The organism is Candidatus Nitrotoga sp. M5, assembly GCF_927904885.1.
Lineage (GTDB): Bacteria > Pseudomonadota > Gammaproteobacteria > Burkholderiales > Gallionellaceae > Nitrotoga.
Genome location: NZ_CAKMNW010000081.1, coordinates 26,073 through 32,556, shown reverse-complemented (window position 1 = coordinate 32,556; position 6,484 = coordinate 26,073). Strand labels below are relative to the sequence as shown.

Sequence of the window (6,484 nt, the reverse complement as noted above, 5' to 3'; positions counted from 1 at the left end):
GTAACCCCACCCTTTGGCAAGACTTTACTGTCAGATTAAGTCTGAACTACTACAAATAATTGTTGCAAATTTGCTTAGCGATGGGCACGTAAAGGTTGCACGGTTCCGCAGTCTGCACCCATCCAGCGACCGTCAGTGTAGGCACGTTCATTAACAGGATTGCCCTGAACAACTCCTTTAAATTCAGTTCTTCCTGTAAAGCTTTCTGGACTCGTAAAAATTCCCTCAGTTACTCCACTCCCTTTAAGGATAGCGCCCTCACAAATAAGGTTTATTTTGTAGTCTGCTCCTGTTTGAACCACATCTTTAATATCACATCCATATTGATTTTGATTTAAAAAAGTTGGAATTTTTTGCTTCGACATCTCTTGGGTAATGCAAACTTGAGAAGTCGCTGCACCATTACTGATCTTTGGCATATCCAATCCGTATTGTTTTGCGAAGTTTGTCAAATTTTGCATTTGATCCGCCGGAATTCTGGGCACGAGCGCCAATAGGTCAGATTTTGTTGTCATTTCCCATAATCCCGGGCGCATATTAAATTCTGCCGAGTTAGCAGTAGGTATCGCGAACAATAAAGATATTGAAAGTAGTATTTTTCGCATAGAATCTCCTGAACGTGATTGATAATTCATGACTCAATATTGAATTAAGTTGAGAGGCTTTATATTATAGACTTTCGATCTTATAGGCTGGACAGAATCTCTCAGCGAACCAGAAAAATCGTAATCGTAAGCATTATTTTATCTATGGTTAGAGAAAATTGACGTTGAAGGAGCAGTCACAGTATCGTTTGGCAGTTTAGCTGGCAGATAAGTTCAATATATTGAACTAGAGCAATTAATGATGGGTGAAATTTGTGTACTGATGATAAATCAGCAGCTTGGTTCAGAATGACGGGCTACCATTACTCTGATGTGAAACCTGTTTCTGTAACTTACCTGACAACCTATCAAAAGCTGAGCTAAACCAGTTAAAACCTGTGTATAAGTTCAGGTAGTGTGTTTGCCCGCTATATCTATAAGCTTTATTGTTGACGCTACCCGAAAAAAAATCTACATTGCTCCCGCCAAATACGAAACATTAACAATACCGAGGTACCGCCATGCCCACCAGCATCGATTCAGATTTGCATGAAATCCGCACCTTTCAACCTGCCAATGCATTTGTCGAACAGGCAAATGTTTCTGGTATGGCAGCCTACCAGGCTTTGTGCAACGAGGCGGCACAAAACTACGAAGGATATTGGGCGCGACTAGCACGCGAGCATATTGTATGGCACAAACCGTTTAATACTGTGTTAGATGAGAGTCACGCGCCATTTTACGAGTGGTTCTCGGATGGCGAGTTGAACGTTTCTTATAATTGCCTGGATAAGCATCTTGCAACGCAACCAGAAAAAACGGCGCTGATCTTCGAGGCGGACGACGGCCAGGTGACCAAAATTTCCTACCGCGAATTACACGCACGTGTGTGTCAATTTGCCAATGCGCTAAAGTCACGCAATATTCAAAAGGGCGATCGTGTTGTTATCTATATGCCTATGAGCATTGAGGTGGTGGTAGCGATGCAGGCATGCGCACGCATTGGTGCAATCCATTCGGTCGTTTTTGGGGGTTTCTCTTCTAAAAGCCTGAACGAGCGTATCGAAAATGCGCAGGCCTGTGCTGTAATTACTGCTGATGCGCAACTTCGTGGGGGCAAAGTGATGCCGCTTAAATCCGCCGTGGATGAGGCGCTCAGCAAGGGCGGTTGCGATACAGTGCGTAGCGTAATCGTCTATAAACGTGCGGGCAATGATGTGCAATGGAATGCGAACCATGACCTGTGGTGGCATGATGTGATCACCGATCACTCATTCACATGCGAGCCGGAGTGGGTGGGTGCGGAACATCCGTTATTCATTTTATATACTTCAGGCTCTACGGGAAAGCCAAAAGGGGTGCAGCATTCCAGCGGCGGTTATCTGCTCGGCACAATGGTTTCCATGCAATGGGTATTTGACTATAAGCCTGATGATGTTTTTTGGTGTACTGCTGATGTGGGTTGGGTGACTGGCCACAGTTATGTGGCATATGGCCCGCTGGCGATAGGTGCGACTCAAGTGATATTCGAAGGCGTGCCCACTTGGCCCGATGCCGGGCGGTTCTGGAAGATGATTCAAGATCATCAGGTCACTACTTTTTATACTGCGCCCACCGCTATCCGCTCGCTGATTAAATTAGGTGGCGAATTGCCGAATCAATACAATCTTTCCAGTCTGCGTCTGCTCGGTACCGTAGGCGAACCGATCAATCCAGATGCATGGATGTGGTATTACACTGTAGTCGGTCAATCGCGCTGTCCTATTGTGGATACTTGGTGGCAGACCGAAACCGGCTGCCACATGATTGCACCTCTACCGGGAGCAATGGCAACAAAACCTGGATCTTGCACCTTGCCGTTACCCGGAATAATGGCAGCTATCGTCAACGAAGCAGGTGACGAAGTGCATGATCAACATGGAGGTTTTCTCGTCATCAAACGTTCTTTCCCGTCTCAAATCCGTACCATATGGGGCGATGATGAACGCTATCGAAAAGGCTACTATCCAGAAGAAATGAAAGGCGCTTACTTGGCAGGCGATTCAGCGCATCGAAGCGAAGATGGTTATTTCTGGATATTGGGACGCATTGATGACGTATTGAAGGTATCCGGACACCGCTTAGGAACAATGGAAATAGAATCTGTGCTGGCGTCAAATTCGCTGGTGGCAGAAGCCGCAGTTGTCGGAAAGCCGCATGACATAAAAGGAGAAGCCATAGTGGCATTTGTGGTGTTAAAAGGCTCTCGGCCGGAGGATGCCACTACCGCGAAACAAGTTTCAGAAAACCTGCGTAACTGGGTCAGTAAGGAACTCGGGCCAATTGCCAAGCCGGACGAAATTCGTTTCGGTGATAACCTGCCAAAGACACGGTCCGGCAAGATTATGCGTCGTCTGTTGCGCGCCATAGCCAAGGGTGAAGAAATAACTCAGGACATTTCGACGCTTGAAAATCCAGCGATTCTTGAGCAACTAAAGGACGTTATTCAATAATCCAGTATTTGTGGCAAGTAATGCAATGGGTCTGAGCTTATCCCACTAAGTATTGATAAGTGAGAATCTGGTGAATTGATTTATAAATCGCTAGGTTGTGGCGCTTGTAATCTAGAATCTAAAAATATCCGAACGGTTAATAGCAAAATAAGGGGAGGGTGGTTGGGGTGAACTTTGAACCACAAAAGCTCTTTATAGGTTTGGTGGATTTCTTTTCCATCATGCTGCCAGGTGCGCTGTTAACTTACATTTTAAAAATTTATGCGGTGCCGTTTATCTGGACAGATGGATTTGCCATTCCGAAGGGGGCAGAGGGGTGGGCAGTTTTTCTGTTTATTAGTTATCTGCTCGGTCATTTTATCTTTTTAGTGGGTGCGTTTCTATTTGATGATTATGTTTATGATCGAATAAGGGGGGCTACTCCGGGGGGGCAAGTTAGATCCTTAGCCAGAGGTAAAAAGCGTGCCGCAAAATGGCTTCAAAAACGTGCAGAGAAAGTATTTAAATCCAATATGGATTGTTCCCTCTGTCAGGTACTTGCCATTAAGAATTATTACCTAGACCGGCTCAATGCCTCAGATGCCATTAATGCGTTTCAGTGGTGCAAGACCAGGCTGAGTATGGAGCAACCCGAGGGCCTGGCCATAGTGCAACGGTTCGAAGCAGACTCCAAATTTTTCCGCAGTCTATTGGTGGTCTTGTTGGGCTGGATTATCGGATGGCTTCTGTTGGCTCTTGCATTAAGCCTATCTAAATCTTTGTTCGACGCCATCCCCGCCTTTTTAGTGGCTATCGCTATGGTGCCTTTTGTTTATTTAGCCCTGTGGCGTTATGTTGAACAGCGAAAGAAGTCGATAAGGCAAGCTTACTGGTACATGATAATTCTGGAGGCTAGGTGTGAAAACGGCTATCGGCCCGTAAGCCGCTGCATTAAAGACGGCATGACCCATGGTGGTGGTGTGGTCTTCCGAAATGTAACAGTAAAAGTAGAGGACAATCAGAACGGTCAAGAAAATGCAGAAAATCCGCCAAACAATCGAGTGGAGTATCTGCTGGTACAAGCTAAAAGTGCATCAACGGAATGGGTGTTACCTAAAGGCCATATTAAACCGGGAGAAAACATTCAAGAAACCGCCGTTCGTGAAGTGCTGGAAGAGGCCGGCGTCTGGGCAAGAGTAAGATCTCAATTGCAAGATACCACCTTCTTCGTCGAGGATCAATCGATCAGGGTGCGATTTTATCTGATGGAATATCTTGAGCAGGGAGAGTCTAAAGAAGAGCGCGGTCAGCAGTGGTTGCCGCTAGAAAAAGCGTTGGAAGAAGCAACCCACAATGAGACAAAAGAATTGCTGAAGTTGGCAAGTCAAAATCTGAGATAGAAAAGTGAGCAACTAGAAAAGAATAGGCAACAAATCAAAATTAAAATCGTTCGTACACCCTCAGTCAAATATTATTTACGCAAATTTCTGGGTGTATGGCCAAGGATACGGATAACCTCTGACTACATATTCTTGGTTAATAATAGTAATTTTACATTCAGTTTTGCCTTAAATTGATTCATTTATGACTAATCGCCTTGCCTTGCCACTAAAATTGAATTTTCAGAGGTGCCCACGACCAAAAAAAAATGAAGAGAGTCAGGGGCGGAAGGGACAGTTTTGGCATTTCTCTGGATCAGCTTTCCTTTTTAAACAATGCTCCAGTGACTGCGCAAGACAGCTCGCAGATCGTCGGCAAGCAATAAAAGGTACACCCTGAGTTTGCGCCATATTACGGAAGTTGCGCATCACGTTATGCCCCAGAAAATCTGTAAATAGTATCAACAGTTCAGTGTTTTTGGGTAGTCCTTGTGGTTTTCGCTGATGTGACACATGTCGACCGGTGACATGCTGAGTAATATTTATATCCCAATTAGAAAGCAGCTGTGGAATATTTCCCAAACGATCCGCACCTATGAGCATTGCGTTCATGTTTCCCTCTTTTCGATTAATTGATACAGATTGATTGAAAGCAATTGCTGCTTATTTCCAAATAAGTAGGCAATGTGGCAAATGGCTAAAATGGTATTCATTTAAATTTTTACTGTGCTATATCTAATATCTGAGCAAATAATAATAGTTATCATTTGCAATGTCAATCTATTTGATAATTATTCTCATCTATATCGATAACTACAGGGTAGCAGTGTCAAGACGACATGATGGCAAATAGTCTCCACACCCTGTTTGCTTGGAACGTATTGTTGTAGCCGGATGACTGCAGCATATATGGACTCAAAATTTAGTGACTAATTCCATGTATGATGCATATATTCAATTTATTTTATGGCGGCTCTAACAATTTACTCTTCGTCACATTAATTCGTTACTTGAATTAACCTATTGAATATATGTTATATTTAATTATTATTCGCGCCTTGTATTGCCTGGCAACGAGATAAGCAAGCTGCGAAACAGCTGCTCGCAACATTGAATTTTTAGAGGCGCCTTATATAAATATTGATCTTAAGTAGATGTGCTTTCTGCACTCTCAAAATGCTTTTATTTGTACCCAATTAAATCAAACATGTGCAATGATTAATGGATATACAAGTTTACAAATATAAAATTAAAGAAACCTTTAATAATGCGGCAGAAGGTTACGATAAGCCTGCCCTGCGGTTTTTTTTATCTGCGGCTGAACATTTGGCGAGGAGTATGAGGTTTGCTGGAAATGAGCATGCGTTGGATATGGCCACTGGCACAGGTTCAGTTGCGCTGGCTTGTGCACAGCGGCTGGGCGCAGGGCATGTAACTGCAGTTGATTTATCAGAGAAAATGTTGGAGAAAGCCAAGATCAATGCTCATAAACAGCAGATAAGCAATTTGGATTTTCTTTGCCTGGATATGGAGGTGTCGAATTTTTCCGACGATACATTCGATGCTGCTTGTTGTGGTTTTGGCATATTCTTCCTGCCTGATATGGTGGCCGGACTCAAGTCAATCACCAAACATGTTAAACCCGGCGGCGCTATTGGAATCTCAAGTTTTACGGGTGCTATTATGGAACCCCTGTTGCAAAAATTTATAGAACGGATTATGACGTATAGGGTCGTTATGCCGTCCCTTTCCTGGAAAAGACTGGATAGTGCAGAGAAAATCCATGCTTTATATCAATCAGCCGGATTGGAACGACTGCATACGCGTATATATCAGGTTGGATATCATCTTGCTGGGTTTGAAGAATGGTGGGATATATTATGGTATAGCGGCTTCCGTGGCATATTGAGTCAGCTTTCGTCCTCTGATTTGACACGCTTCCGTCAAGCACATCAGAAAGAGATTCAATTACTAGTCAAAGAGCAAGGTATTTGGCTGAATATTGAAATTCTCATCAGCGTGGGCTATAAGCCTGTATAGAGGAGTCCAT

General features: G+C 43.8%; 5 protein-coding genes. 3 read left to right on the top strand and 2 right to left on the bottom strand.

The features are described from left to right. Positions 1-74: 74 nt before the first annotated feature. Positions 75-605 (bottom strand): DUF3617 domain-containing protein, encoded by a 531-nt coding sequence (locus MJ770_RS14610; protein WP_239255876.1) that lies wholly within the window; start codon positions 603-605, stop codon positions 75-77. 500 nt (positions 606-1,105) lie between these two features. Between MJ770_RS14610 and acs the strand changes: the two genes are divergently transcribed. Both acs and MJ770_RS14600 read left to right on the top strand, forming a co-directional pair. Next, positions 1,106-3,076 (top strand): acetate--CoA ligase, encoded by a 1,971-nt coding sequence (gene acs / locus MJ770_RS14605; RefSeq protein ID WP_239255874.1) that lies wholly within the window; start codon positions 1,106-1,108, stop codon positions 3,074-3,076. Positions 3,077-3,243: 167 nt separating this feature from the next. Continuing rightward, positions 3,244-4,455, top strand: coding sequence for an NUDIX domain-containing protein (locus tag MJ770_RS14600; protein ID WP_239255872.1), 1,212 nt, complete (start codon positions 3,244-3,246; stop codon positions 4,453-4,455). Between the two features lie 258 nt (positions 4,456-4,713). On the opposite strand, the gene MJ770_RS14595 is transcribed toward MJ770_RS14600, so the two are convergent. After that, positions 4,714-5,046, bottom strand: coding sequence for a DUF2325 domain-containing protein (locus tag MJ770_RS14595; protein ID WP_239255870.1), 333 nt, complete (start codon positions 5,044-5,046; stop codon positions 4,714-4,716). A 609-nt stretch (positions 5,047-5,655) separates the two neighbouring features. Here MJ770_RS14595 and MJ770_RS14590 point away from each other — a divergent pair. Then, entirely contained in the window at positions 5,656-6,474 is an 819-nt protein-coding gene (locus MJ770_RS14590) for a class I SAM-dependent methyltransferase (RefSeq protein ID WP_239255868.1), read from the top strand. The last annotated feature ends 10 nt before the right edge of the window (positions 6,475-6,484 follow it).

What these genes read in the sequence shown, in the direction of transcription:
- MJ770_RS14590 (WP_239255868.1), top strand. Translation starts at nt 5,656, where the DNA reads ATGGATATACAAGTTTACAAATATAAAATTAAAGAAACCTTTAATAAT.
- acs (WP_239255874.1), top strand. Translation starts at nt 1,106, where the DNA reads ATGCCCACCAGCATCGATTCAGATTTGCATGAAATCCGCACCTTTCAA.
- MJ770_RS14595 (WP_239255870.1), bottom strand. Translation starts at nt 5,046, where the DNA reads ATGAACGCAATGCTCATAGGTGCGGATCGTTTGGGAAATATTCCACAG.
- MJ770_RS14610 (WP_239255876.1), bottom strand. Translation starts at nt 605, where the DNA reads ATGCGAAAAATACTACTTTCAATATCTTTATTGTTCGCGATACCTACT.